Raw genomic sequence first — 25,517 nt, 5'->3', positions numbered from 1 at the left:
CCGCGCCGCGCCGGGTGATCGGCCGGAGCACGCGTGAGGCCATGCAAGCCGGCGTGGTCATGGGCGAGGTGGCCCGCATCGACGGCCTGCTCGACGCCATCATGGACGAGCTCGGCGCCCCGACGCCTGTCATCCTCACCGGGGAGGCGGGAAGCGAGCTCGCCGCCCTGCTCAAGCACGATGTCGCTGTCGAGAAGCACCTCACACTGCAGGGGCTCGGCCTCCTCTGGCAGTTGAACCAGAGGCGCCATTAAAGGCCCGCGGCGCCCTGAAGGTCGTCTTGCACACTAAGCTCACCGTCCCGTGTGGAGGCGGACGGGGCTTGGGACGGCAGGCCGGGGCGCGCCGTGGCAGAATGCACTGCACCGTTCGGCACAAAGCAGGGCGCCCCGGCGCGCGCGTCGCGGCCGAGGCGCCCTGAACCTTCCAACAGGACCCGTGACGGATGGATCCCTACAGCCCGCAGGCCTCGCGGAGCTCGTCCACGCGGTCCGTGCGCTCCCAGGTGAAATCGGGGTCCTCACGGCCGAAATGACCGTAGGCCGCCGTCTTCTCGTAGATGGGGCGGCGCAGGTCGAGGTCGCGGATGATGGCACCGGGACGCAGGTCGAAGACGTGCGCGACGGCGTCCTCGATCAGCTGCTCGCCCACCTTCGCGGTGCCCATGGTGTCAACCATGATGGAGAGCGGCCGGGCCACGCCGATGGCGTAGGAGAGCTGGATCTCGCAGCGGTCGGCGAGGTCGGCGGCCACGATGTTCTTCGCCACCCAGCGCGCCGCGTAGGCGGCGGAGCGGTCGACCTTGGTGCAGTCCTTCCCCGAGAAGGCGCCGCCGCCGTGCCGACCCGAACCGCCGTAGGTGTCCACGATGATCTTGCGGCCGGTGAGGCCCGTGTCGCCCATGGGACCGCCCACCACGAAGCGGCCGGTCGGGTTCACGTAGAGCTCGGCGCCCTCCCACGCGACGCCCGCGGCCTCCATGACCGGGGCGATGACATGCTCTTTCATATCCTCGCGGATGATCCCCATGTCCTCGATCTCGGCATCGTGCTGCGTGGAGATGACGATCGTCTCCACCGCGACCGGACGGGCTCCCTCGTACCTGACGCTCACCTGGGTCTTCCCATCAGGGCGCAGGTAGGGCAGGGTTCCGTCGTGGCGCACGGCGGCCAGGCGCTCGGCCAGGCGGCTCGCGAGGTAATGCGGCAGGGGCATGAGCGTCGGCGTCTCGCGCGTGGCGAAGCCGAACATCATCCCCTGGTCGCCGGCGCCAATGAGGTCGAGCGGATCCGCCGTGCGCCCGGCCTGGGCATCGAAGCTCTCGTCGACGCCCTGGGCGATATCGGGGCTCTGCCCGTGAATCATGTTGATGACGCCGCAGGTCTCGCAGTCGAACCCGTACTTCGCACGGTCGTAGCCGATGCGGGCGAGGACGCCGCGGGCGATCTGCTGAACGTCGACGTAGGACTCAGTGCGGATCTCACCTGACACCACGACGGTGCCGGTGGTGAGCAGGGTCTCACAGGCGCAGCGCAGGTTCTCCACGCGTGCGGGGACACCGTCCGGTGCGACGTAGCCGCGGGCTTCGAGCTCGGCCTCCTTGGTGATGATGGCGTCGAGCACCGCGTCGGAGATCTGGTCGGCGATCTTATCCGGGTGCCCCTCGGTCACCGACTCCGACGTGAAGACGAAGCTGCGAGGATGTTCCCGGGTGGAACGAGGCTGATTCGGCATGGCTGCCCCTTTCGTTGCGACGCCCAGCGGCCGTTACCATTCCACCGGGCCCAGTTACAGATGCCTTGCATTGTACTCGCTTGCGCGGACCAGAACGAGACGCGGCGAACCGAGCGTCATGCCCGTCCGGTGCCGCGGCCGGCGCCCCGACCGGGCCGCCGCGCGCATGTCCTATAATGCGGGAACCGAGATGACAAGTTGCAAGACGATTGGACTGATCGCATGACCACACCCGTCCGCGTGCGCTTCGCACCCTCCCCCACCGGCAAGCTGCACATTGGAGGCGCCCGCACCGCGATCTACAACTGGGCCTTCGCCCGGGCGAACGGCGGCACCTTCATCCTGCGCATCGACGACACCGACCCCACGCGCTCCACGGACGAGAACACGCAGGTCATCCTCCGCGCCATGCGCTGGCTCGGCCTCGACTGGGATGAGGGCCCCGAGGTCGGCGGCGACGCCGGCCCCTACGCCCAGACCGAGCGCCTCGACCTCTACCGCGAGGCGGCGCAGCGCCTCTGGGACGAGGGCCGCGCCTACCCCTGCTTCTGCACGCCCGAGATGCTCGAGGCCGACCGCGAGGCGGCCCGCGCGCGCAAGGACCCCTTCCAGGGGTACCAGCGCCGCTGCCGCAACCTCAGCCGCGAGGAGGCCCGGTCCCGCATCGACGCCGGCGAGCCCTACGTTCTGCGCATCAAGGTCCCCGACGACCGCGGCGACGTCGTCATCCACGACGCCGTCCACGGCGAGGTCACCTTCGATGCCAAGGAGCTCGACGACTTCGTGATCTTCCGCTCGGACGGGACCCCCACCTACAACTTCGCCACCGTGGTGGACGACGCCCTCATGGGGATCACGCAGGTCATCCGTGGCGACGACCACCTCTCCAACACCCCGCGCCAGGTCATGGTCTACGAGGCGCTCGGCGCGCCGGTGCCCACCTTCGCGCACATCTCGATGATCCTCGGCGCCGACGGCAAAAAGCTCTCGAAGCGCCACGGCGCCACCTCGGTGGAGGAGTACCGCGACGCCGGCTACCTGCCCGATGCCTTCGTGAACTACCTGGCGCTCCTCGGCTGGTCGCTCGACGGCGAGACCACGGTGATCCCCCGCGAGGTGCTCGCCCGCGAGTTCTCGCTCGAGCGCATCTCGAAGAACCCGGCGACCTTCGACCCCAAGAAGCTCGACTGGATGAACGCCGAGTACATCAACCGCATGGACGACGCAACCTTCGCCGACGAGATCATGCTGCCCGAGCTCATCGAGGCCGGCCTGGTCGACGTGGGCGATGAGTTCGACGAGACGTGGGTGGACGCCCTCGCCCGGATCGTGCGCCCGCGCACGAAGATGCCCGCCGACGCCGCGCGCGTGGCCGCCCCCGTCTTCGCCACCGCCGAAACCCTCGTGTGGGACGAGGCGTCGGTGCGCAAGGGCCTCGAGCGCGAGGGCATGGGCGCCGTCCTCGACGCCGCCGCAGCCGCGCTCTCCGCCCTCGATGACGCCTCCTGGACGGCCGAGCGCATCGACGCGGCGCTCGAGCCCCTGCCTGAGGAGCTCGACATGAAGAAGCGCCTGGTGTTCCAGGCCGTGCGCGTCGCCGTCTGCGGCAACCTCGTGAGCCCGCCCCTCGGCGAGACGATGGCCCTCATCGGCCGCGGGGACTCCCTCGCGCGCATCGAGCGGGCCCGCGGTCTCGCGCTCTAGGATCCGGACCCCGCACCACCCCGGGGCCCACGCCCCCCGAACGCAAAGGACCCCCATGGCCGACACCCCGCAGACCCTCGCCACCACCTCGGCCTTCGAGATCCTGGGCCCCATCATGGTTGGCCCCTCCTCCTCGCACACCGCGGGCGCCCTGCGGGTCGCCCGGGTTGCCGCGGCCCTCGTCGAGGGCGAGGCCTCCCAGGCCGTCTTCACCCTCTGGAACTCCTTCGCGCACACCTACCGCGGGCACGGCACCGACCGAGCCCTCGTGGCCGGCGTGCTCGGACTCGACCCCGACGACCGCCGTATCCGCGATGCCTTCGAACTCGCCCGCGAGCGGGGCCTCGACGTCAGCTTCACGGTCGCCGGCGACGACGAGTCCCTGCACCCCAACACCGTAGGCATCGCCCTCACGGGCCGCAGCGGGGAGGAGGTCGAGGTCATCGGCGAGAGCCTCGGCGGCGGGCGGATCCGGATCAGCCGCATCAACGGTGTCGGCGTGGACATGTCAGGCCTCTACACGACCCTCTTCGTGGCCCATCGCGACGCACCCGGGGCGCTCGCGGCGCTCACCGGTGCGCTCGCCGCGGCCGAGATGAACATCGCCTTCTGCCGCACCTACCGCACCGAGCAGGGTGGACAGGCCTACACCGTGTTCGAGACGGACGGTCGGGCGCAGGGTTCCATCCTCGCTGATGTTCGCTCCCTTGAGCTCGTGGACTGGGCAACTTTCATCGAGCTCCCCGGCTCCGTNGGGACGCACCGAGAACCGGTCCACCTCCCCATAACAAGGTGGAAGGCCGACTAATGAAAAAACCTCCCCCACCCGAAGGTGGAGGAGGTGCGCATCGTGATGCGGTCTAGTAGCCCATCTTGCCGTTGAGCCAGCGCTGCAAGCCCATGATGGCCTTGCTCGGCGCGTCCAGCACGCCGTCCTGGATCCCGTTTCCCAGGCACCGGATCAACGCGTTGATGCTGCCCGGCCCCATGATGCCGTCAGGATCGGCCCCGCAGGCCCGCTGGAGGAAGCGGATGGCGGGCGAGCCCTTCGGATCCGAGCTGTACACCCATACGCGGTTATGAGGGTCCCACTTGAATCCTGCGGCCTTGATCGTTTCCCGGTTCTCGTAGGTGTTCCCGTGGATGGAGACGATCACCGGCCGCTCAGCGTCCTGTCGAGGTATCGGATTGTAACGGCTGACGTAAAGGTCTCCCTGATCACGCTCGATGGAGATTTGACCCGTGTTGACCAAGTCGAGCACGGCTCTGCTCTCCGGCGTGACGGCCGTGCGGGACGTGCCGCTTGATGATCCTCTGCCGCCCATGCCGCCTCCTCAGCCGATCATCTCAAATGAATCGCTCAGAAACAATTTCCGTATCATAATCGCCATCGAGAAAGTCGATGTAATTAATGCATTTACCAGACTCTTTTAATACGGCGACAGGTCCATTGCCGCCGAAAGAAATATCGTCCTTTTTGCTAAATACGAATGCATCTGTTTGATCCATAAAGTAATTCACGTCGCTCCAGCACTCACGTGCCTTTTTTAGGGCTTCTTCAAATGTGATCACTCGTCTCACCTCTTTGCAACGAAATTCCTAGCCCTTTCCGAGATCCTCAGGTTATCCGTTCGAACCAAGTTCACAGTCGATGCGTCAACGGATTTCATCGTTCTCGTCATATTCTTCATTTTACCGCTTTGAGCTTCAACGTATACAATCCTGCCTCGCTGATTCTCTACATTGAAGACGTGCCCGCCTCCGCCTTTATAGAAGATTTGGACGACAGCCCGGGATCCGGAACCGAATGATCTCATGCGACTCTCAATGTTTGATATGACGCCTTCCGCTGTCTTCGACCCGACATTGACTGTCTTCGCGTTTTGAAACGCGCCTTTCCAACGGCCTTCAAACGTCCTTGAATTCGGGTTGTAATGCGCGATATATGGGAGCTTATCGCCTCTATACGTTGGCAGCGCCGTAACCCTGTACCCACGCCTGTTCAATTCGTAAGCAACGACACAACGCTGGCAGTTTTCAGAATACTCTCGATAGCTTTTGTTTCAATGCGGGTTCGTTTTTACCACTGACTCCGCTATCGAATTCGGCTTCCCTTTCCGTCCTATCGCGTCTTTCAATGTTGCGGGGACCGCGAAGCCGAGATTTCCAGCATATCTACCAATCTGCCGAGTTCGGAACGAACTTGTTCCTCTACCTCCCATTAAACCCCCTGGCTTTATATGTGATGACTTCGGTATTGCCAAAATCGAATCCGATGTTTGACCGGTAGAATCTTTCCCGCTGAATCTCCCCATCGATTGCATGTCCGGGCATCCGGCTATAATCGTTGCAGTGAAACTGCAGCATACAGGGAGCACGTCTGAACGCTATGTCAAACACGTCACCGGATCTCGGAGCCGCAACGGGCGCCCAGCCCGTCGGCGTACAGCCCATACAACCCATCGGTGCGCACGCGCGCCCCGCGGATGCGGAGTCGGGCCAGAGGATCGGCTCGCACGCCGCGCCGCGCAAACGCCGCGTCGGCCTGATCGTCCTCAGCGTCATCGGCGGCCTCCTCGCCGTCGCCTATGTGGGCGGCGCCATCGCCTTCGCGAACATCTACTATCCCAACACCACCATCGCCGGCGCGGACGTCTCGCTCATGTCGCGCGCGACCGCCGCGTCGCGCATCGAGTCGGCCGTCTCCTCCTACTCCTTGACCATATCGGGAATCGACTTCTCCTGGACCTACACCCCCACCTCGCCCTCCGAGGTCGTCAACGCGGACGAGCGGGCCAGCGAGGTCCTCGCCGAGAACACGCCGCTGCTCTGGCCGTTCCGCCTCGCGAGTTCCTTGCTCGCCGCACCCGAGGCCAAGGCGGCTGAGACGGACTCCACGGGCGCGGCCGAGAGCAAGCTCCCCGAAGCCTTCAACGAGCAGGCGTTCGATGAGAGCCTCTCCGCCGCGGTGGCCGCGTTCAACGAGGGCCGCACGGGCGTCTTCGACGGGCCCAGCGCCTTCGACGAGGCGAGCGGGACCTTCACCTACGAGAAGGCTCTCTCAAACGTCAAGATCGACGCCACCAAGCTCGACGCGGCGGCCAAGACGGCCCTCGCCACGCTCTCCACCACGGTCACCGTTGACAGCAGCTATTTCGAATCGTTCGCGAACGACGCCACGAGCGATCAGATCCGCGCCGCCTGCGAGGCCGCCAGCAAGCTCGTGAAGCCCACGATCACCATGACGATGGGCGGCACGAGCATCGCGACGATCGACAGCAAGATGCTCGCCGGCTGGGTGGTCTTCGGCGACGACCTCACCCCCACCCTCGACACCGACAAGCTCACCGAATGGCTGAAGGAGCCCACCAAGGACGGCTTCGACACCGTGGGCACCGAGCGCACCTACACCCGGGCCGATGGGCGCGTCGTCACGGTCTCCGGCGGCACCTGGGGCTGGGTGGTCGACTCCGCAGCCCTCACCGAGAAGGTCAAGGAGGCGGTGAGCGCCGGGGCGGACGCCACCATCGAGGTGCCCACCAAGAGCACGGGGAACGTCTTCACGGCACGCGGCGAGCGCGACTGGAGCGCCTATATCGATGTCGACCTCACCGAGCAGCACGCCCGGTACTATGACGCATCAGGCAACCTCCTCTGGGAGTCGGGCTTCATCTCGGGCAACCCCAACCTGGGCAACGCGACGCCCACCGGGGTCTACTACATCCGCACCCTCATGCGCAACATCACCCTCATCGGCAAGAACGACCCGGAGACCGGCGAACCCATCTACCGCACGCCGGTGTCCTACTGGATGCCCTTCATCGGCAACGCCATCGGCTTCCACGATGCGAGCTGGCAGGCAACGGCGAACTACTCCAACCCATCCGCGTTCTACTCGGTGGGCAGCCACGGCTGCATCAACCTCCCGCCCGACAAGGCAGCCGAGCTCTACGACATGATCTCCGAAGGGCTCTGCGTCGTCGTCCACACGTAAGACGGCACGCGCTAGCACGGCATTGAGGACGGCTCCGGAATGGATTTCCACACCGGGGCCGTCCTCATATGTTGGGGCCACTCCCACGGCCCGCAGGCGGGCACCCGGGTCGGGCCGTGCCGCCCCCGCGCAGGACAGATTCCGGGAAGACCGGTGGTCATCGATGCCATGCCATGGGGTTTGGCCTCCCGTCAACGCGGGACAAATACTCGTCACCGGTTCAGCACGCCCGAATCTAGAGCGGTGCCATCTCGCACACGCCTCAGATCAAGCCCCGTTCAGACTGCCGAGCTCCGATGGGACGCACACCTGATCCGCAATCGGGGTTGTAGGACCGGCGACGGGGCCGAGGACGTGGGACTGGCGTCGCGGGATCGAGGCCGTAGTAGAAAATGTCAGATCTGAGTCTATACAGGACATATCAGCGGGCATTTGAGGCACCATCTGCGCCAGCTGGCTTAAAGATAGCGTTCGGTCATAGTCAGAATTGCAATTTCGTTGTTTTTTATCTCAGTTACAAGGCGCTTGTCGAGACCTAGTGATGCAGATCTGACATTTTCTACTTGCTGATCCTGTGGGGCAAACATGCCCATTCTGTATTGTGTATTTTACCGTCTTGTATTCCAAATATATGCATTTCGTCCCCAATGGGCAGCAGAGACGGACCACGGGGCAACCGGATCACGCGCGAGCCCCCGCACGAGACCGCATACCGACTCGACATGAGAACCGCATGCGACCTTCAGGGCGCAACCCTGCGGCCGTTGTGGCCCCAGAGCTCGGCACTGAACTCGCATCACACGTTCATGCGGAAAAAGACCAGGTCGAACCTGGCACCAGACACCGAGCCGTCGGCGCGACGCACGTTGCGCGCCGAGACCGCGCCGCCCTGGGCGGTGACGAGACTCTGCGCGAGCGAGAGGCCGATCCCCACACCTGCAGGATCCGTCGGCGAGGTGGAGGCCCCCTCGTCGCGGTGGCCGCGGTAGAAACGATCGAAGATGCGCGGCAGGTCCTCCTCATCGATACCCGGACCCGTGTCCTCCACGTGAATCCGGCAGGCGAGGGCGTCCTGGGTGGCCCATACGCGCACGTTCCCTCCCTCGGGCGTGTGCTCCAGGCAGTTCTTCAAGATGTTCCCCAGGGCCTCGGCGCTCCAGGACGGGTCGCCGATAAACCGCGCCTCGGGCGCGCGCTCGCAGGAGAGCTCCACGCCCGCAAGGTCAAAGGATATCGCCAGGGGCCGCGCCGCCGCATCGATGACCTCGTCGACTGCCACCTCGATCTGAGCCAGGCGCACCACCCCCGCATCGATCCGCGCGAGCTTAAGCAGCGCCGAGATGAGCCACTGCACGCGCTCCTGAAGCTGCCGCATGGCATGCAGCCTGGCCACGATCTCATCGATGTCGGCGCGCGTGAGGGAGTCCCCCCGCTCAACCAGGCGGCCGCGGATGAGCTCGACCATGAGCCCGAGCGAGGTCAGCGGGGTCTTCAGCTGATGGGAAATGTCGGCGAGCGCGGTCGAGAGCCCGACGCTCTCCCGTTCGAGCACCTCCGCGGTGAGGTTCAGCCGGTTCACCATCTTCTCGAGCTCGCTCGCCAGGATGGAGAGCTCCCCCTCGTCCATGGAGCTTGGCGCCAAGGTGCACTGACCATGGAGCACAGCGTCGACCTCAGCGGACAGGTGGGCGATCGCACGGTGGCGCGCGCGGGTGAACACAAGCGAGATCGCCGTCGTGATGAGGCCGGTCGCGAGCACCCAACCCGCTGCGATATCGCTCACCCTGCTGTAGGCCGCAAACGAAAGGACCGCGGTGGCAGCCGTAAGGGCGAGCACGAGCCATCTGACGTCACGGTTGCGGAAGAGCATCCTCAGCCCGCCACCCGATAACCCATGCCGCGAACGGTGACGAGCAGGCGCGGGGATGTCGGGTCCTCCTCGATCTTCCCACGCAGGCGCTTGATGTAGACGGCGAGCGTGTTCTCCTCGATGTAGGCGCCCGCGTCGTCCCAGAGCGCGTCGCGGATCATGTCACGGGTGACGACGCGCCCAGCGTTCGTGGCGAAGAGCATCAGCATGCGGTACTCGAGCGCCGACAGGTTGATCTCGCGGCCGTCGCGCTCGACCCGGGCGCGCTCGGTGTCGATCGTGATCGGGCCCAAGGTGATCTGCACCGGGCCTGGCTGCGCGCGGCGGATGACCGAGGCGACGCGCGCCAGGAGCTCACGGGGGCGGAAGGGCTTCGCGATGTAGTCGTCGGCGCCCATCTGGATCCCGGCGACGGTGTTGAGCTCATCGGCCGACGCCGTGAGGAAGATGACGGGTATCTGCGGGCGCTCGCGCTTGATGGCGGTGCAGACCGCGAAGCCGCTCCCCTCCTCCAGCGTCACATCGAGCAGCGCCAGGGTGGGTGGGTCCGTGAGCGCGGCGGCGATGGCCCCAGCTTGGGTCGAGGCCGTCTCAACAGCGTAGCCCTCGCCGACGAGCAGTTCCGTGAGCGTCGAGACAATCATGGGATCATCCTCGACGAGCAAGATGCGGTGCGTGGTCAAGCCGGGCCTCCTTGGAACGTCGCGGGCCAGCTCGTGCAGCAGACCCTATGATCACCCATGCTAGCATGACGTGACTGCACCCCGCGAGCCCCGCTCGACGGCGGCCCGGCCGGGGTGCGCATGACACAACTGTCATGTGCGCGCGCAGCCCCATGCCGTAAGGTGATACGGACGGGGCGGCTGAGAGGAGGGGTTCACATGGAGATCCTGAGCGTCGAGCATCTGACGCGCGTCTTCGGATCGGGCGAGGGCACGGTCCGGGCTCTCGACGACGTAAGCCTCTCCATCGAGGCGGGCGAGTTCATCGCCATCGTCGGATCATCCGGATCGGGCAAGTCGACCCTGCTGCACCTCATGGGCGGCGTCGACCGCCCCACCTCGGGCACCGTGCGGCTCATGGGCGAGGACATCTACCGACGCACCGACGAGCAGCTCGCGATCTTCCGCCGTCGCGAGGTCGGCCTCATCTACCAGTTCAACAACTTGATCCCGATCCTCAGCGCCCGGGAGAACATCACGCTGCCCGCCCTCCTCGACGGCCGCGCCGTGAACGAGAACCGGCTTGCTGAGCTCGCGGACGCCCTCGGGCTCGACGGGCGCATGAACCACCTCCCCAGCCAGCTCTCCGGAGGTCAGCAGCAGCGCGTCGCCATCGCCCGCGCCCTCATGAACGCCCCGGCCGTCATCCTCGCCGACGAGCCCACGGGCAACCTCGACTCCCGCAACTCCGCCGAGGTCATGGGCTTGCTGCGGGAGAGCAGCGAGCGCTTCAAGCAGACCCTCGTCGTCATCACCCACGACGAGGACATCGCCCTCATGGCCGACCGCGTCATCGCGATCGAGGACGGCCGCGTGGCGAGCGACGCCAGGCGGACGTGACCGATGGGCGTCCTCACCCGACTCGCCTGCCGCACGATCTCGCAGCAACGGGGCCACACCCTGGTGGCCGTCATTGGCATCGCCCTGTCGTGCTCGCTCATCACCGCCATATTCACCTCCGTGGCGTCCCTGCTGGACGCGCGCGTCGCCGCCATGGAGCAGATCGACGGGACCTGGGAGGCCTATGTTGACGGCCTCTCCGACGCGGGGGCGTCTTGGATCCGCGAGGCCCCCGGAGTCAAGGCGGCCCAGGCCTTGCGCCGCATCGGCGACGCCGAGGTCGTGTCCGAAAGCGGTGACTCACTCGGTTACCTGTCCCTGTCCGAGCTCCCGGTGGGCGACGCCGGCATCATACCCGAGCTCTCGATCTACGAGGGCTCGCTCCCCACGACCTCGGACGAGATCCTCCTCCCCCGCTGGCTCAAAGGGCATCGGCTCCGGGGGCCGGGGTCAGAGGGCGAGGTCCCCGTCAACGTGGACACCACGGTGACGATCTCGGCCGGCCGCCTCGCGCACCGGAAGCACCCTTGGAGCATGGACGCCGACGAGGTCGGGAGCGCGTATCAGGAGAGCGACTGGGGGATCCAGAGGCTCGAGAACGTCAGGGAGCCGCGGACCTTCCGGGTGAGCGGGTTCTACGACATCGGCAGCCTGCCCTGGGCGGAGGATTTCCGCTCCTACGCGTTCACCGCAGCGGACCCGTCCCAGCCCACGGTGGGCAGCGAGGCCTTCCTCACCCTCGACGGCGCGCCGGACGCCGAGTCGGTGCGCAGCCGCGTCCGGGAGATCATCGCCGCCGCGCCAGCAGGGTCACGCGATCCGCAGGCAGAGGAGATCGACCTCCATGAGGTCCACAACGGGCTGATCATGCTCAGGGACTCCTCCATAGGTCCCACGGACGCGCCCACCTGGACCATGGGCACCCTGCTCTCGCTCGTCGTGGTGCTCGCCGGCATCTCCCTGATCAGCAACGCCTTCTCCATCTCGATTTCAGAGCGGATCCGCCAGTTCGGGCTGCTCGCCTCCATCGGGGCCAGCAGACGCCAGCTCAAGCGCATCATCTACATCGAGGCCCTCATCCTCTCCGCCATCGGCATTCCGCTGGGCACCGCCCTCGGCCTCATCGGGAGCTGGGCGGTCTTCCGCTTCGCCGGGGAGGGGGTGGCGCTCTTCGCCGGCCTCGAGACGGGGGCGCTCCCCATCTGCATCTCCCCGACCGCACTCGGCGCAGCAGCCCTCATCACCCTCGTCTCCGTCATCATCTCAGCCGTCATACCCGCCCATCGCGCCGCGCGCATCTCGGCTGTCGACGCCATCCGGCAAGCCCGCGACGTCCAGCTGAGCCGGGCGGAGCGACGCCGCGCGGCCCGTCTGGCGAGTCACGGCTGGCTCGACCGCCTACGTCTGCACATCGAAGGTGTAACCGGCTGGCTCGCCCACCGCAACCTCACGCGGTCATCGGGGCGCGGACGCGTGGCATCGGTCTCGCTCGCGCTCTCCGCCTCCCTGATCGTCGTCTCGGGCCTCCTCTCCTCCTACCTCAACGTGACGTTCCACCGGCATCCGGAACCGGGCGAGGCCGACCTCACGGCCACGCTCACACGAGCGACGAACGAGGTGGGCGACGGCGTGGCCGATGCGTCCGACCGCGTGCTCGCGACGCTCTCCGCCATACCGGGCGTCCGGAGCGCGGGCTATTCCATGAGCATCCAGGCGGCGTCCCTGCTGTCTCCCGGCGCAATCGCGCAGACGGAGGCCGATGAGGGCGAGCAGCCCCGGCGCACCCTCGCTGACGGCGGCCGGGCCGGCTTCGTCAACCTCATCTTCCTCGATGACCGCTCCTGGCAGGCCTACCTCGATGAGCTCGGCCTGGATCCGGAACGGTTCTCGGATCCTCTGCGCCCGATGGCCATCGGATACCGTCCGAACAGCTATTCGACGGGATCGGATCTCACTGCCGTGGGAGGCGGGCTCACCGGCACTGGGCAGGCGACCATCCTCACCTCGATCACGTCGCGCGCCGATGCGATCATTCGCGATGTCTCCTCCGTGGATGGCACGGCGTCCGTCGTCTTCCAACGAACGGGCAGCGAGGAGCAGGTAACGGCACCCCTCTCCGAGACCGCGACCGGGCAGGCGACGGTCGGCATAGGCTCCATGAGCACCGTCTCGTCCGGCATCCCCACCTTGACGAACTACTACCGGGACCCCACGCTCCTGCTCCCCGCAAGCGCGCTGCCCGCCATCGCCGGCACTGCCGCGCCTGCCAATGCGGTCGAGCTCTCGCAGGCGCGCGCGAAATTCGACCAGATCGCCCGGCCGTTCGCCATAGGGGGCGGCCTGAGCGGCGGACAGCCCGTCACCTTCTCGATACAGGCATCGGACCCCCCGAAGGCCGAGCAGAAGGTGCGCGACGCCGTCTCCGATATCCTCTATGACCGCTCGTGGATCGAGTACGACATCGCCAACTACGCTGAGATGTTCCGACAGAGCAACCAGATCCTCGGGGCGGCCGGAATCCTGGCGACCGCGTTCGCCACCATCACCGGCCTCATCGCCGCCACCACCGTGTTCTCCACGATCGCGACGTCCATCATCCTGCGGCGGCGCGAGTTCGCGGTGCTGCGCTCCATCGGCATGGGAGAGCGGGCCTTCCGCCGGATGATCGCCCGCGAGGTGGCGAGCTTCGCGGTGCGCGGCCTTGTGTTCGGTCTCGCGCTGTCGGTTGCCGCGAACATCCTGATCAACGAGGTCACAATCAGCGTGCTCGGCGGTGAGACGCTGCGGATCTCGCCGTTCGAGATCGGTCTCGCCGTCGGTGCGGTCCTGCTCATCCTCCTCGCGAGCGTCACCTACGCCCTCGCACGAAGCCGGACGGAGAGCATCATCGAGGCGATCAGGGACGACGGCCTGTAGGCTGCCGACCGCTCAGCCCCCGTTTTCCACCACCCACCGGCCCTTGGCGCAAGCATCGGGCGAGCGCCCCTTACAAAACCGTCAGATTGGCCCCCTACCTCCTTTTTTGCAGGTTCGCTTCGGTACCATGGAATCAAGGTCGCGCGATTGGAGATACCCCATGCCTCTTGAGAACGATCAGAACGGTCCCATGACCGACCTCCCCGTCATCGGAAGCGCCGGGGGGGCGGAGGGGGCTGGGAAGACGAAGCGCATCGCCCCGATCGCAGCGCCGGACGCCGACGGCGACCTCAGCGCCGGCGACGCGGAGATCTATGACAAGCTGAAGGAGCGGCGCCGGGAGCGCAGGCGCAGGAAGATCCGCCGCCGGGCCATCATCGCGGTCGTGGCCGCGGCCGTCATCGCACTCGCAGCGCTCGGCATCTCGCTGCTCACGCAGAAGCCCTCCGCCGCGCCCGAGGCCGTCACCGATGTGGCGATGCGCGGCACCTACACCACCACCGTGAGCGCGAACGGCACGCTCGAGCCCCTCTCCTCGACGGTCATCACGCCCGAGATCACCGGCACGATCGCCGAAGTCCGGGTCAGCGCCGGCCAGACCGTCAAGAAAGGCGACACCGTCCTCGTCATCAAGAACGACGAGCTCGACCGTGCGATCGAGGCCGCCAGGCGTGAGCTGCGCGATGCGCAGAACGCCCTCGCGAGCGCCCGCGAACAGGAGGCCGAGGCTGAGGCCGCCTACTACGCGGATGAGACCGGGGCCGTCGACGTCTCCTCCGTCAACCAGCTCGTCGATGCCGTCAACACCGCGTCAAGCGCGGTCGAGAAGGCCCAGGACGCCTACGACCAGGCGGTTGCCGAGGGCGCCAAGCGCACGGTCACCGCCCCGTTGGACGGCAGCGTCGTCGCGATGAACGCCCAGGTGGGCGCCAGCGTCGGCGGGGCCTCCCAGATGCAGGGGGCGAGCAGCGGCCCGCTCATCCAGATCGCCGACCTCACCCAGATGAAGGTCACCGTGCAGGTCGAGGAGGAGAGCATCTCCAAGATCGCCCAGGATCAGGAGGCGACGATCGGCTTCCAGGCCTTCCCCGACCTGTCGCTCAACGGCCGCGTGGTCGGCATCGCATCGGTCTCCACCTCATCGGGCGACGCCATGTCCGCCTACCAGGGCGGCGGCTCCTCCTCCGCCACCTTCGCGGTCGACGTGCTCATCCCCGAGCCCGACCCCCGTCTGAAGCCCGGCATGACCGCCAGCGTCTCGCTCACCACCGAGAAGATCGACGACGTGATCATGGTGCCCGTGACCGCGCTTCAGACCGATGACGGCACGAGCTACTACGTGAACGTCGAAACCGACCCCGAGACGCACGCCACCGAGCGGCGCGAGGTCACCGTCATCGCCCAGAATGACAGCCTGGTCGTGGTCGGGAAGCCCGCGGACAGCGCCGCCGACATGCCCGAGTCCCCGCTCGAGGACGGCGAGGTCCTCGTGATCTCGGGCGGCGCGGGCGCGGAGGCGGGCGCCGCGTCCCCCGAGATGTACGATGCTGAGAGCGGCGGGAGCGCGGCGTGATGCGGCCCGTCATCGACATCCGCCATATCCACCGGGTGTTCGAGACCGACGCCGGTTACGCGCACGTCCTCCACGACATCTCGCTCTCGGTCTCACCGGGCGAGTTCGTGGCCGTCACCGGTCCCTCCGGTTCGGGAAAGTCAACGCTCATGAACATCCTCGGCTGCCTCGACACCCCCACCGAAGGGGTCTACCTCCTCGAGGGCCTGGATGTGGCGCAGCTCACCGACGACGAGCTCGCCGAGGTCCGTGCCGAGCGGATCGGGTTCGTCTTCCAGAGCTTCAACCTGCTCCCCCGCATGTCGGTCCTTGACAACGTCATGCTCCCCCTCGCCTACGCCGACTGCCCCCGCTCGCGGCGGGAACGGCTCGCGGTGCACGCGCTGCGCGCGGCGGGGCTCCCGGTTGACCATTTCGACCATCGCATCGGCGAGCTCTCCGGCGGTCAGATGCAGCGCGTGGCCATCGCGCGCGCTCTTGTGAACGATCCGGCGATCATCCTCGCCGACGAGCCCACCGGCAACCTCGACACCGCAACCGGCCGCGCCGTGCTGGACAGCTTTCACCGCCTGCAGGAGGAGGAGAAGACCATCGTCCTCATCACCCACGACCCCGGCATCGCCGCCGAGGCGGACCGCATCGTGACCATCCGCGACGGCCGGCTCTACCATGACGGAACCGCGACGGGATCGCTTGAGCGGGAGGCGTCTGCGATCGCACCTGCCGGAGGGCAGCTCCCCATCCAGCAGAAAGGAGCCCGCTCATGAGGATGCGCGATCTTGTGCGTGAGGCGCTCCGCGCCCTTGAGGCCAACCGCGGCAGGAGCTTCCTCACCATCTTAGGAATCGTCATCGGCATCGCCGCCGTCATCGCGATGACCTCGTTCATCGGCGGCGTGCAGGAGGGCCTCGTCGGCCAGCTCGGCCTCAACGCGGCCCGCATCGCGCGCATCGGGTACTCCTCGGGGTTCACGGAGAGCGATATCAAGCGGTTGAAGCTCGCCCTGCCTGAATACGAGGCCATCGAGGGCAGCATGGACAGCTACACGGAGCTCAAGAAGGACGATAAGACCCTGAACATCAGCATATCAGGCGGCAGCCCCACCTATTTCGAGATGACCGGGCAGGCGGCGGTCCTCTCTGGCCGCATGTTCACCGCGGCCGAAGACGAGGCGGCCAGCCGCGTGGTGCTCCTCGACCAAAACGGCGTGAACCAGCTCTTCGGCAGCCCGGACTTCGACGCTGTCGGCAAGACCGTGAAGCTCAAGGGACGCGACTACACGGTCCTCGGCATCTACCAGGGGACACAGATGTCCATGGGCAGCGGCACCTATCTCCAGGTGCTCATGCCCCTGCAGACCGTCAAACGCGATTTCGCCAACGGCGGAAACCGCATCTTCGATCTCACCGGACTCGCCCGCGAGGGCGTTGATATCAATGAGCTCGCGAAGCGCACCACCGAGAAGATCGCGACCATGAAGCGCGTGCCCGAGGACGAGGTGGAGAGCAGCGTCTGGGTCTTCACCATGAAGCAGGCGATCGACCAGATGAACCAGTTCATGGGCTCGTTCTCTCTCATCATCAGTTCCGTGGCCGGGATATCCCTGCTCGTGGGCGGTATCGGCATCATGAACATGATGCTCACGAACGTGACCGAGCGAATCCGCGAGATCGGCGTGCGCCGGGCGCTCGGGGCAACGCGACGCGACATCACGCTTCAATTTCTGGCGGAGTCGGCGGTGATCTGCGTCGCCGGCGGCATCATCGGAACGGTGTTCGGCTACATCATCAGCGGCGGCTTGGCGCTCGGTGCTTCATCGCTCGGCATCTCACAGGGCTTTGGCGGCGGCGAGAACTTCTCGATCTCCCCCGCCATCAATGTGGAGACGATCCTGCTTGCCGTGGGGATCTCCATGGCGATCGGCCTCCTGTTCGGATTCTATCCGGCCCGCCGTGCGGCCCGGCTCGATCCGGTGGAGTGCCTGCGATACCAGTGAGGACGCCGGGGGACGTTGCGTTTGGGGCGTCGTTGCAGGCGAGTGGGAACACGGGGACGGCGTTGCGGGCGAGCGGGCGGCAAGGGCGTGCCGGCATGCGGGCACACGGGGGCGTCCTTGGGGCTCCTTGACACGATTAGCTTGCGGCTTCTTCCCCTCCGGAGCATCGATCGGGCTCGGGAAACGTACTCCCGAGCCCGTTTTCATGCAGATGCGCTTTCGGATGCCGTCCAAGGTGCGTTTTCGAGCGCACTTCGACGACGGCGCCATCGGGTCTGCACGATGAAGGAGAGAAAGGTACTTTCGGACTCACGCTCAGGCAAAAGAGCCTCCAAGCGTCGTTCAAAGTATGTTTCCGAACGCTTTTCGCCGAGTGGCCTCATGTCTGCGAAATGAAAGAGCGAAACGTACTTCCGGACCCTCATACGGACAAACATGCTTCCAGGTTCCATCCAAAGTATGTTTCCGGACGCGTTTCATCGATAGCAGCCTCATGCCTACAAGATTAAGGGGCAAAACGTACTTTCAGGTCCGCTCTCAGGCAAAAGAGCCTCCAGGCGCCGTTCAAAGCATGTTTTCGAGCACGTTCCACCGATCGCCGCGCCATGCGCATAGTTTCTGCAGTGTAAAAGGTGGAACGTACTTCCGAACCCGTTCTCAGGCAAATATGCCTTCAGGTGCCGGTGAGAACATACTTTGGCTCTGAATCATGCAAGCCGTCACACACAGAGAAGGCACCGTTCACAGACACGTTTTTGAGGAACAGCGTGCCCACCCTGCACCGCAGCCGGACACCCGCGTTCCATCTCTAACGTTTCCGGCGCTTGCGACGTTTGCGCTCGAGCGCCTGCGGTGAGACGGTGATCCCACCCGCGCTCTGACGGATACGCGGCATACCCTTATGCGCCGGCTCCGCGCCCTCGACACGTTTCTCCTCAACGGCCGCCGTCTGCGCCGACCCTGCGTGCGTCTTCGACCCGCCCAGCCCAAAGCGCGCCAGCACCCGATCCCAGCGCTGATGAATACTCGCATGGTGGGCGCTCTTGAGGCCGAGCAGCGGCGCCGCGGCGATCGTCGGGATGATGAAGGTGATGAGGCGCCACAGCAGGTAGCCCGCCGTGGAAGCTGATCCGTAGAAATGCCCGAGGAAGAGGGCGAACCCTCCCTCGGCGCCGCCCGTGCCACCCGGCAGGGGCACGGCGGAGGACAGGAGCTGCACGAAGGCCGACGCCGCCATGACGGAGAGGAAGTCGACATCGTGATGGCCGAATGCGAGCATCAGAAAGTACGGGACGAGGTAGAAGAAGGCGAGCTGCAGCATCGTGATGACGACGGTGAGGAGCATCGACGAGGTGTGCGCGGCCGCCCGTTTGAACTTCTCCGAGAACGAGTAGACCTCCTCGTCGACGAAGCTGCGCCACTCGTCCACCTTGTCCCGGGCGAAACCCATGCGCGCGAGGAGCGAGAGCCCCCAGCGCGCCACGCGGATCACGGTCTTGGGCATGAGCGCGATCGCGAAGATCAAAAGCAGGATGCCCACGTGGCCACCGAAACTGAAGATGCAGAGCAGCGCCAGTGCACCGATGTCGGAGTAGCGCTCCACGAAGAACGGCAGGCGCGCGGCGAGCAGGATGGCTCCCCAGACCACCAAGCCGAACTGGTAGACAATGAAGCGCGTGAACTGCGTGGCACCTGCCTCGCCCACGTTCTGCCCCGCCTTGGTGAGCCGGTAGATCTGCGCGGGCGTGGAGCCCATCATCATCGGCGTGAGGTTGCCGAAGAAGATACCGCTCGCCTCGACGGAGATGAGGTCGCGGATACCGACCGGAGAGTTGGGATCGAGCCAGACGGCGATGGCGTAAGCGGCGATACCGAAGATGAGGTAGAGCAGCATGCAGAGGCAGGCCACGAGCAGCCACGGGACCTGCACGTTTGCGAGGGCGTTGATGAACTGCGAGACCTGACCCGTCACGATCAGGTAGACGATGAACGCGATCAGGGCGAACCCGATGAAAATGGCGCCGCGCCGGGCGCCCTTGCGGTCATCGCCGGCGGGATGGGCGTCGACCTGGGGCTTCGGCGAGCTCTTGGCCTGCTTGTCCGACATGGGACTCCTTTTATGGTGAATGAGGCGCTGGCGCGGGGCCGGTGCGCTCAGATACGTCCACGTCATTGTATCTCAGCGCCATCAAGTCCCAGGCACCGTCCAGACTCGCCGCAGAAGCGTCGCAAGCGGGAATGGAGCGACGCCATCGCCACTATGGCCGCGAGATTATGTCAGGCCACCTTGGCGGCCAGTGCGAGACGCTGATGAGAGGGCACAGCCCTCATGATGTGCTGAGGAGACGGCGGCGTATCAGGAAAGATCACGGGGTCAGCCTGATCGCCACGAAAACCATGTGCCGCCAGCACAAGTCTTCAAAATCACAAAGATGGGCCGGTCGGCTTCTCCAGATGCTTCCCTTCCACAAGGAGAAGAGAAAGGCCCTCAAAACAAAGCAGGCCAGGAAGCGAATCCCCGGCCTGCGACCTTGGTGGTAGCCCGTACCAGATTCGAACTGGTGATCTCCGCCTTGAGAGGGCGGCGTCCTGAACCGCTAGACGAACGGGCCGTATATGTAAGGGACTCGGAGTGTCCCGGAGACTCGTGGTAGCCCGTACCAGATTCGAACTGGTGATCTCCGCCTTGAGAGGGCGGCGTCCTGAACCGCTAGACGAACGGGCCATGAGCTTTGGAGAGGGCAGACATTGGCTGGGATGGAGGGAGTCGAACCCCCATTGACGGAACCAGAATCCGCTGTCCTGCCATTAGACGACATCCCAATCGATGTGCCTGCGCTCCTCAGCGCAAGAATGTATATTACGGGACAACGACAGGCGGCGCAAGCCCCATTTTCCAGCTTTTGGGGTTGTGAGCAGCTTATGGAGATGCTGATACATGGAGGGCCGACGGCGATGCGGGGTCCGTACCGGCCTTGGGTATGCGTAGCGCGACGAGCGACCGGATGGGCATGGGCACGGAAAAGGCAGGGTCGCGTATGTGGTGCATATCGACGCGCTCCGCATGATGGGTTCTCTCCGCGCGGGTGAGGGCAGGGCTTGGCATTGGCGCGCATGAGTACGGTACGAAAACGTCTTTTCGATGTGCGCTCAAAGCGGATTTGCCTTGAGGCGCGGTTGAGATGACGTTTTGGAACGTCGATGTGACAGGGCTCCTGATTTGTCCACATCCCCGCACATACACATGGGAGCTCGAAAACGTCATCTCGACATGTGCTCGAGACAGATTTGCGCGAGAGCGCCGTCGAAATGATGTTTTGGAGCCGCTCACGTACTGCGGCGCTAACCACTCGACAACCCCCTTCGCCTCCTCGCAGCCTCAAACATGCGCATGAACGCCCCGATCCCTCCGCGGATCGATGTCGATGCACCCTCGCCCCCCAGTTTAAACGCATTCGAAAACATCATCTCACCGCGCGTTCAAGGCAGATTTGCGTGAGAACGCAGTTGAGATGACGTTTTGCAGGACACCCGAGCGCGCCGAGGCCCCGGAATGGCACGCGAGCACGCCGAAGCTCCGAAATCCGCCGGTGCCCCGAAATCCCCAAGGCCCCTCACAGGAAAAACCGCAGCAAGCGAAGCCCAGAGACCAGCGAGGCAGCCGAAACGAGGTGAACGGCTCGAAATACCAGCGCGCACGGGATGCCAACTCGGCCCTGCGCCTCTACCGCAGGTCCGCCAGATCCACCACACGGGTCGCAACGCGCCGCACGAGCGCCGGGGAGTGCGACACGAGCACGATGCCCATCCCCTCCTGCGCCGCGAGGTCGAGCAGGACTGCCCAGAGCTCTGCCTGCGTGAGCGCGTCGAGCATGGCGGTGGCCTCATCGGCGATGAGGTAGCGCGGCTCGGTCATGAGGGCGCGCACCATCGAGGAGCGCATGAGCTCCCCTCCCGAGAGCTCATGGGGCAGCCGGCTGAGCCATGCGTCGCGCACCCCGAAGCGCTCCCGTAGCTCCCGGGCGGGCTCGCCGTCGACCTCCCCCGCCTCAGCGAGCGAGGACGCCAGGCGCATACGCGGATCAAACGCCTGCTCAGGATGCTGCCAGAGCAGCTGGACCGGACGAGGTCCCGTGCGAGGGAGCGACGCCCCGTCCACCAGCACCCGCCCCCGCTGCGGGCGCAGATACCCGGCGAGGAGCCGGCAGAGTGTCGTCTTTCCCGCCCCAGAGGGAGCTGAGAGCGCCACGCGCTCCCCCGCCCCCACGGTGAGGGACGCGTCCTCGAACAACGGGCGGGCTCCCGGATATCCGAATCCGATCCCCTGCGCCTCAAGCGTCATCGCGATCCCCCATCTCAAGCTGCGAGCTCCCACCCGTTCCATCACAGAGGGGGCCGTCGCGATGAAGCGGAGCACCGGAGCCCGGCACCTCGCTCTCACCGCAGGCGCCGCCCGCTCCGTCCGCCTCATCGTCGGAGAGCGGGCCGTCGTGCGGCGATACGTCAAACCGCGCCGTCTCAACCGACTCGTCGAGGGCGCCCCCTCCCCCGTCCGCCGATACCGCGGAGAACCCGTGCCCCGGCATCGCATGCCAGAGCGCGCGCGTATACGGGTGGCGCAGGAGCTCAGGGTCCTCGAAGCTCTCCCGGGCCGTCTCCTCCACCACCGTGCCCGCACGCACGATGGCCACACGGTCGGCCACGCGGAGGGCCAGCTCGATGTCATGCGTGATGAGCAGGACCCCGCCTCCCCGGTCCGCGAAGGTGCGGAGATCATCCAGGGCGTGCACGGCGAGCTCGAGGTCGAGCCCGGGCGTGGGCTCATCGGCCACGATNCTCCGCGCGCGTGCGCCCGCGGGCGGCGCCACGCACCTGCTCACCGACGCGCATCAACGGGTCGAGGTGGCCGACCCCCTGAGGCACGAGCGAGATGCCCCGACCGCGAAGTGCTTCCAGGGCGGCGGCATCGACGGGTTTGCCATCGAACCAGATCTCCCCCGTCACCGTCTCATTGGGGGCGAAGCGCCCCAGTATGCAGTCGGCAAGCACCGTCTTACCCGCTCCGCTCGCCCCCACAACAGCGAGGACCTCGCCCCCATGCACGGAGAGCGTGAGCTCGCGAACGACCTCCTGGCGCACCCGGCGGGCGCGGAAGAAGGGCGCCGTCGCATCATAGAGGTCGAAGGACACGGTGAGCCCCGAGACCGTCAACAGGTGATGGTGGCCGGGATGAACCGAGGCCGGCCCATGCGTGTGATGATGGTGATACTCACCGGATCGATGGTCGCCATGCCCGGTTCGCGCACGGGGCGCGGGCTCCAGGGCGGGGCGCTGCTGTCGCTCGTCAGTCATGCCTCTCCTCATTCCTGCACGGTGCGGGCGTCAACGAGCCGCCGCGCCAACGACCCCACCCGATCGAAGAGGGCGACCGCCAGGGCGAGGGCGCAGCCCGGGAACACCGCGAGCCACCATTGCCCTCCGGAGAGGTAGCCCATGGCCTCCGAGAGGATCACGCCGATGGCCGGGGTGTCGGGCGAGAGGCCGAACCCGAGAAACGTGATGGCCGCCTCATGGAGGATCGCGTGGGGAAAGAGCAGCACGAGGCCCACGAGTAGGTGCGGAACGACCGCGGGCACCATGTGCGTCCACGCGATGCGAGCCGTGCGAACCCCGAGGGCGCGGGAGACGGCGATCGAGGGGTGCTCCTTGGCCTGGAGGATCTCCGCGCGGAGCACGCGGGCGAGGCTCGGCCAGTGGGTGACGGCCACACCGACGCTGACGCCCCAGAACCCCTTGCCGAGCGCGTAGCTGATGAGGATTAGGAGCACGATGTGCGGCAGTCCCATCACGAGGTCGATGGTCCAGGAGACGGCCGCATTGGCCCGCGGACCGCCGAGAGCAGCCACGCAGGCGAGGGCGAGGGCTATGAGGGTTGAGACGGCCGCTGAGACCGTCCCCACGAACAGGGAGGTCGAGAGGCCGGCGAGGATGCGAAGGAGCATGTCGCGACCCATCCAGTCCGTACCGAAGGGATGGGCCGGACTGGGGGCCAGGTTCTTCGCGGCGAAATCGGTGGCCGTGGCCGCCGGGCCGACCAGCGCACCCGCGATCCCTATGAGCACGAGCAGGACGAGGGCGATGACGATGTCTGCGAGCATGCGCTGCCGGTTGCCGCGCGCCCGAACGGTCGAGGCATGCAGAAACGGGCCCGCGGTATCGATGCCGGGCTCCCCAGGCGCCGCACCCGCATGCGCCGCCGTGCGATCACCGAGCGCCATGGCCCACCTCCCGCACCCGCGGATCAACCAGACCCAGGATCACATCGGCAAGCGCATTGCCGGCGAAGACGATCACCGCAGACACCAGGGCGATCCCGACGAGCAGGGGCGCGTCCCCGCCGATTCCCGCGGTGACCGCCGCCTGACCGAGACCCGGATAGGAGAACACCTGCTCCACCAGGATGGACCCGCCGAAGATCTCGCTCACCTGGGCGAGGTGGAGCGTGATCGCGGGCAGCGCGAGGTTGCGGAGACCATGTCGGAGCAAGACCGAGTGGCGGCCCTCCCCCCGGGCCTGGGCGAACCACACGTACTCGCTGCCCAGCACGTCGATGACCTTCTCACGGGTGTGCAGGGCAACGCCGGCGATGCCGGTGAGCGAGAGCACAAGCGCAGGGAGGGCCAGGTGATGCAGACGGTCGGCAAGCGTGGCCGCAGCAGCCGCCTGGCCGATGGGGGCCGAGAAGCCCAGGGGGAACCAGCCGAGCCAGACGGAGAAGACGATCAGGGCGACGAGGCCGAGCCAGAAGGTCGGCGTGCTCGAGATCAGGAAGCAGTAGCCCTTGATGAGCCGGTCGACCCAGCTCCCCCGGAGCGTACCGGCGGCGATCCCCAGGGCGAAGCCCACGGCACCCGAGATAACCCAGGCCGTCGTCATCAGAAGCAGCGATACCCCGGCCCGCTCAGCGATGACCGCAGTGACGGGACGGTTGAACCTGAGGCTCGTGCCGAAGTCGCCGTGAACGGCCGCCTCAGCCCAACGCGCGTAGCGCACCGCCACCGGTGTGTCGACATCCCAGTACACACGTAGCTGCTCACGCTTCTCGGCGCTCATGTTGGCGTACGTGGCCTGGCCGACGCTCATCTTGACCGGATCGATCGGCGAGAGGGCCACGAGCGCGAAGGTCACGACCGAGACGGCCGCGATCAGGCTCGCGAAGCGGATGAGACCGCGCACGGCGGCGGGCAGGCGGAACCGCGCGCGAGCCGGCGCCGCTGTGGCCGCGAAGGCATCGTCTGCCATCTAGTCCCAGCTCCAGGTGTTGATATCGTTCACGATCGACCAACCGTGCCCATGCGGCTGCAGCTTCTGCTCGGCCACGTTCAGCCCCTCGCGCACCCAGTACAGGTGGTCGACGTTGGCGAACCACGCCCAAGTCGCCGCACCCTGGGGCGCGATGCCCTCGGTGCCGTCCCACTCGGCGCGCTGCCACAGCGGATAGGAGGCGGATACGTCGGAGGCGGCCAGTGCGGCGTCGAGGTAGGCGTCCGTGGTCTCGCTCTCGTAACAGGCGAAGTTCATCGTGCCCGTGGAGTAGTTCAGCTCGTAGACGTCGGAAGGCGCGTTTGAGCCCCAGCCCCACATGATCGGGTCGCTGAACTGGTGCGGGTAGATGTCGTCCCATCCCTGTCCGCTCGTGGTCACCTTGATGCCGATCTCGGCCATCTGGTTGGAGAACTCGTTCGCCATGGCCTGACGCACCGAATCGCTCGACGGGTAGTAGAGGGTCAGCTCCGCGGCGAGGTCGCCTTTGCGGTAGACATCACCCGAGAGCGTCCAGCCCGCCTGCTCAAGCAGGGTGCGGGCCGCGGTGCGGTCGGTCTCCACGCGCATATCGGCGCTCGCCCAGGGAAGGCCGTCGCCGATGCTGTACGCCGCGCGGCCGTGGCCGCCGAGAACGTGCTCTATCATGGCGTCGCGATCGATGGCGAGGTTGATGGCCCGGCGGATCTCGAGATGCGCCGTCACATCGTTGCCGGCAGCGTAGACCGTGCCGTCGTCGCCCGTGCGCGTCGAGCCCGACGCGATGACTGGCAGGTTGATGCCGCGGGAGTCAACCGACTCATATGAGGCGAGTCGGTAGCCGTCGACCGTCTGGTCGGCGAAGG

Annotated in this window: 20 protein-coding genes, 3 tRNA genes and 2 pseudogenes; 9 read left to right on the top strand and 16 right to left on the bottom strand. The window is 66.2% G+C overall.

All coding sequences use genetic code 11. The features are described 5' to 3' along the window. A pseudogene (locus CAP13_RS09410) lies at window positions 1-254 on the top strand (type III pantothenate kinase); the annotation flags it as partial. Between the two features lie 199 nt (window positions 255-453). Here CAP13_RS09410 and metK read toward each other — a convergent pair. Further along, window positions 454-1,734: a methionine adenosyltransferase gene (metK, locus tag CAP13_RS09405; protein WP_085831325.1), complete on the bottom strand. Its 1,281-nt coding sequence runs from the start codon at window positions 1,732-1,734 to the stop codon at window positions 454-456. Window positions 1,735-1,956: 222 nt separating this feature from the next. On the opposite strand from metK, the gene gltX reads away from it, so the two are divergent. Both gltX and sdaAB read left to right on the top strand, forming a co-directional pair. Beyond that, window positions 1,957-3,438, top strand: a complete 1,482-nt coding sequence (gene gltX / locus CAP13_RS09400; RefSeq protein ID WP_085831324.1) for a glutamate--tRNA ligase — start codon at window positions 1,957-1,959, stop codon at window positions 3,436-3,438. A gap of 55 nt (window positions 3,439-3,493) precedes the next feature. Next, window positions 3,494-4,246: an L-serine ammonia-lyase, iron-sulfur-dependent subunit beta gene (gene sdaAB / locus CAP13_RS09395; RefSeq protein WP_085831323.1), complete on the top strand. Its 753-nt coding sequence runs from the start codon at window positions 3,494-3,496 to the stop codon at window positions 4,244-4,246. Between the two features lie 52 nt (window positions 4,247-4,298). Here the strand turns inward: sdaAB and CAP13_RS09390 are convergent, their stop codons facing one another. The 3 genes and pseudogenes from CAP13_RS09390 to CAP13_RS10560 form a co-directional block, all read right to left on the bottom strand. Next, window positions 4,299-4,763 carry a hypothetical protein gene (locus CAP13_RS09390; RefSeq protein WP_085831322.1) on the bottom strand — a complete coding sequence of 155 codons (465 nt, stop codon included), beginning with the start codon at window positions 4,761-4,763 and terminating at the stop codon, window positions 4,299-4,301. Between the two features lie 22 nt (window positions 4,764-4,785). Further along, window positions 4,786-5,010 (bottom strand): hypothetical protein, encoded by a 225-nt coding sequence (locus tag CAP13_RS09770; protein WP_143764951.1) that lies wholly within the window; start codon window positions 5,008-5,010, stop codon window positions 4,786-4,788. A 5-nt stretch (window positions 5,011-5,015) separates the two neighbouring features. Further along, window positions 5,016-5,462 (bottom strand): annotated as a pseudogene (locus tag CAP13_RS10560) (toxin glutamine deamidase domain-containing protein); the annotation flags it as partial. A gap of 365 nt (window positions 5,463-5,827) precedes the next feature. Here CAP13_RS10560 and CAP13_RS09380 point away from each other — a divergent pair. Continuing rightward, a complete protein-coding gene (locus CAP13_RS09380; protein WP_085831320.1) occupies window positions 5,828-7,432 on the top strand; it encodes a L,D-transpeptidase family protein in 1,605 nt (534 codons plus the stop codon). A 796-nt stretch (window positions 7,433-8,228) separates the two neighbouring features. On the opposite strand, the gene CAP13_RS09375 is transcribed toward CAP13_RS09380, so the two are convergent. Then, complete coding sequence (locus CAP13_RS09375; RefSeq protein ID WP_085831319.1) at window positions 8,229-9,302, bottom strand: sensor histidine kinase; 1,074 nt, start codon at window positions 9,300-9,302, stop codon at window positions 8,229-8,231. Window positions 9,303-9,304: 2 nt separating this feature from the next. Further along, complete coding sequence (locus tag CAP13_RS09370) at window positions 9,305-9,985, bottom strand: response regulator transcription factor (RefSeq protein ID WP_281249015.1); 681 nt, start codon at window positions 9,983-9,985, stop codon at window positions 9,305-9,307. Between the two features lie 198 nt (window positions 9,986-10,183). Here CAP13_RS09370 and CAP13_RS09365 point away from each other — a divergent pair, with 198 nt between their 5' ends. From CAP13_RS09365 to CAP13_RS09345, 5 genes are all read left to right on the top strand, one after another. Beyond that, window positions 10,184-10,864 (top strand): ABC transporter ATP-binding protein, encoded by a 681-nt coding sequence (locus CAP13_RS09365; protein ID WP_085831318.1) that lies wholly within the window; start codon window positions 10,184-10,186, stop codon window positions 10,862-10,864. Between the two features lie 3 nt (window positions 10,865-10,867). Further along, window positions 10,868-13,780: an ABC transporter permease gene (locus CAP13_RS09360; RefSeq protein ID WP_085831317.1), complete on the top strand. Its 2,913-nt coding sequence runs from the start codon at window positions 10,868-10,870 to the stop codon at window positions 13,778-13,780. Between the two features lie 160 nt (window positions 13,781-13,940). Continuing rightward, window positions 13,941-15,353 carry an efflux RND transporter periplasmic adaptor subunit gene (locus CAP13_RS09355; protein ID WP_179185040.1) on the top strand — a complete coding sequence of 471 codons (1,413 nt, stop codon included), beginning with the start codon at window positions 13,941-13,943 and terminating at the stop codon, window positions 15,351-15,353. After that, window positions 15,353-16,120 carry an ABC transporter ATP-binding protein gene (locus tag CAP13_RS09350; RefSeq protein WP_085831315.1) on the top strand — a complete coding sequence of 256 codons (768 nt, stop codon included), beginning with the start codon at window positions 15,353-15,355 and terminating at the stop codon, window positions 16,118-16,120. Before CAP13_RS09355 ends, CAP13_RS09350 begins: the two co-directional genes overlap by 1 nt. Next, window positions 16,117-17,349 (top strand): ABC transporter permease, encoded by a 1,233-nt coding sequence (locus CAP13_RS09345; RefSeq protein WP_085831314.1) that lies wholly within the window; start codon window positions 16,117-16,119, stop codon window positions 17,347-17,349. The genes CAP13_RS09350 and CAP13_RS09345 overlap by 4 nt, the downstream gene beginning before the upstream one ends. Window positions 17,350-18,157: 808 nt before the next feature. Here the strand turns inward: CAP13_RS09345 and CAP13_RS09340 are convergent. The 10 genes from CAP13_RS09340 to CAP13_RS09300 form a co-directional block, all read right to left on the bottom strand. Beyond that, window positions 18,158-19,456 carry a lysylphosphatidylglycerol synthase transmembrane domain-containing protein gene (locus CAP13_RS09340; RefSeq protein WP_085831313.1) on the bottom strand — a complete coding sequence of 433 codons (1,299 nt, stop codon included), beginning with the start codon at window positions 19,454-19,456 and terminating at the stop codon, window positions 18,158-18,160. A 428-nt stretch (window positions 19,457-19,884) separates the two neighbouring features. Continuing rightward, window positions 19,885-19,961 (bottom strand) — tRNA-Glu (locus CAP13_RS09335). A 36-nt stretch (window positions 19,962-19,997) separates the two neighbouring features. Continuing rightward, window positions 19,998-20,074 (bottom strand) — tRNA-Glu (locus tag CAP13_RS09330). 24 nt (window positions 20,075-20,098) lie between these two features. Next, window positions 20,099-20,172 (bottom strand) — tRNA-Gln (locus CAP13_RS09325). Window positions 20,173-21,073: 901 nt separating this feature from the next. Then, window positions 21,074-21,691 carry an ABC transporter ATP-binding protein gene (locus CAP13_RS09320; protein WP_085831312.1) on the bottom strand — a complete coding sequence of 206 codons (618 nt, stop codon included), beginning with the start codon at window positions 21,689-21,691 and terminating at the stop codon, window positions 21,074-21,076. Then, complete coding sequence (locus tag CAP13_RS10355) at window positions 21,681-22,181, bottom strand: ABC transporter ATP-binding protein (RefSeq protein WP_245798991.1); 501 nt, start codon at window positions 22,179-22,181, stop codon at window positions 21,681-21,683. The genes CAP13_RS09320 and CAP13_RS10355 overlap by 11 nt, the downstream gene beginning before the upstream one ends. Further along, window positions 22,171-22,701, bottom strand: a complete 531-nt coding sequence (locus tag CAP13_RS10350) for an ATP-binding cassette domain-containing protein (RefSeq protein ID WP_245798990.1) — start codon at window positions 22,699-22,701, stop codon at window positions 22,171-22,173. Before CAP13_RS10350 ends, CAP13_RS10355 begins: the two co-directional genes overlap by 11 nt. A gap of 8 nt (window positions 22,702-22,709) precedes the next feature. Further along, window positions 22,710-23,627, bottom strand: a complete 918-nt coding sequence (locus CAP13_RS09310; RefSeq protein ID WP_085831311.1) for an ABC transporter permease — start codon at window positions 23,625-23,627, stop codon at window positions 22,710-22,712. Continuing rightward, a complete protein-coding gene (locus CAP13_RS09305; protein ID WP_085831310.1) occupies window positions 23,614-24,651 on the bottom strand; it encodes an ABC transporter permease in 1,038 nt (345 codons plus the stop codon). Before CAP13_RS09305 ends, CAP13_RS09310 begins: the two co-directional genes overlap by 14 nt. Then, the coding region (locus CAP13_RS09300; RefSeq protein ID WP_245798989.1) for an ABC transporter substrate-binding protein at window positions 24,652-25,517 on the bottom strand (866 nt) is incomplete at its 5' end. It lies immediately after the preceding gene.

This window comes from Collinsella vaginalis, from assembly GCF_900176655.1.
GTDB classification, from domain to species: Bacteria; Actinomycetota; Coriobacteriia; order Coriobacteriales; family Coriobacteriaceae; genus Collinsella; species Collinsella vaginalis.
This window is presented reverse-complemented; position numbering and strand designations above follow the sequence as displayed.

Coding starts and splice junctions, on each gene's coding strand:
- metK (WP_085831325.1), bottom strand. CDS start 1,734: ATGCCGAATCAGCCTCGTTCCACCCGGGAACATCCTCGCAGCTTCGTC.
- gltX (WP_085831324.1), top strand. CDS start 1,957: ATGACCACACCCGTCCGCGTGCGCTTCGCACCCTCCCCCACCGGCAAG.
- CAP13_RS09390 (WP_085831322.1), bottom strand. CDS start 4,763: ATGGGCGGCAGAGGATCATCAAGCGGCACGTCCCGCACGGCCGTCACG.
- CAP13_RS09380 (WP_085831320.1), top strand. CDS start 5,828: ATGTCAAACACGTCACCGGATCTCGGAGCCGCAACGGGCGCCCAGCCC.
- CAP13_RS09375 (WP_085831319.1), bottom strand. CDS start 9,302: ATGCTCTTCCGCAACCGTGACGTCAGATGGCTCGTGCTCGCCCTTACG.
- CAP13_RS09365 (WP_085831318.1), top strand. CDS start 10,184: ATGGAGATCCTGAGCGTCGAGCATCTGACGCGCGTCTTCGGATCGGGC.
- CAP13_RS09360 (WP_085831317.1), top strand. CDS start 10,868: ATGGGCGTCCTCACCCGACTCGCCTGCCGCACGATCTCGCAGCAACGG.
- CAP13_RS09355 (WP_179185040.1), top strand. CDS start 13,941: ATGCCTCTTGAGAACGATCAGAACGGTCCCATGACCGACCTCCCCGTC.
- CAP13_RS09350 (WP_085831315.1), top strand. CDS start 15,353: ATGCGGCCCGTCATCGACATCCGCCATATCCACCGGGTGTTCGAGACC.
- CAP13_RS09345 (WP_085831314.1), top strand. CDS start 16,117: ATGAGGATGCGCGATCTTGTGCGTGAGGCGCTCCGCGCCCTTGAGGCC.
- CAP13_RS09340 (WP_085831313.1), bottom strand. CDS start 19,456: ATGTCGGACAAGCAGGCCAAGAGCTCGCCGAAGCCCCAGGTCGACGCC.
- CAP13_RS09320 (WP_085831312.1), bottom strand. CDS start 21,691: ATGACGCTTGAGGCGCAGGGGATCGGATTCGGATATCCGGGAGCCCGC.
- CAP13_RS09310 (WP_085831311.1), bottom strand. CDS start 23,627: ATGGCGCTCGGTGATCGCACGGCGGCGCATGCGGGTGCGGCGCCTGGG.
- CAP13_RS09305 (WP_085831310.1), bottom strand. CDS start 24,651: ATGGCAGACGATGCCTTCGCGGCCACAGCGGCGCCGGCTCGCGCGCGG.